The organism is Paraburkholderia sp. SIMBA_053 (genome assembly GCF_046534895.1).
Taxonomy (GTDB): Bacteria; Pseudomonadota; Gammaproteobacteria; order Burkholderiales; family Burkholderiaceae; genus Paraburkholderia; species Paraburkholderia caledonica.
Genome location: NZ_JAWRXU010001553.1, coordinates 1 through 241, shown reverse-complemented (window position 1 = coordinate 241; position 241 = coordinate 1). Strand labels below are relative to the sequence as shown.

The window sequence follows — 241 nt, the reverse complement described above, 5'->3', positions numbered from 1 at the left end:
CGACTCGCCACGCGACCGGGAGAGATCCGTGTGCGCGAGAACGGTGTAGCCGAACCGATCCTCGTGGAACAGGTTCGTCGTGTACGGAGAGTTGTAGTTCGTCCAGTTCTCAGCAAGCTTCTTGGGCGCCAAGACCAGCACGCTCTTATTGCGCAGTTCGTAGTACTTGATGACCGCCAGCGCTGTGAACGTCTTGCCGAGGCCGACACTGTCGGCGAGGATGCAGCCGTTGTAGGTCTCG

1 protein-coding gene is annotated in these 241 nt (G+C 59.8%); it reads right to left on the bottom strand.

Annotation, left to right across the window (positions count from 1 at the left end):
* A partial coding sequence (locus tag SB753_RS40775; RefSeq protein WP_410805640.1) for an SNF2-related protein occupies positions 1-241 on the bottom strand: 241 nt, incomplete at both ends.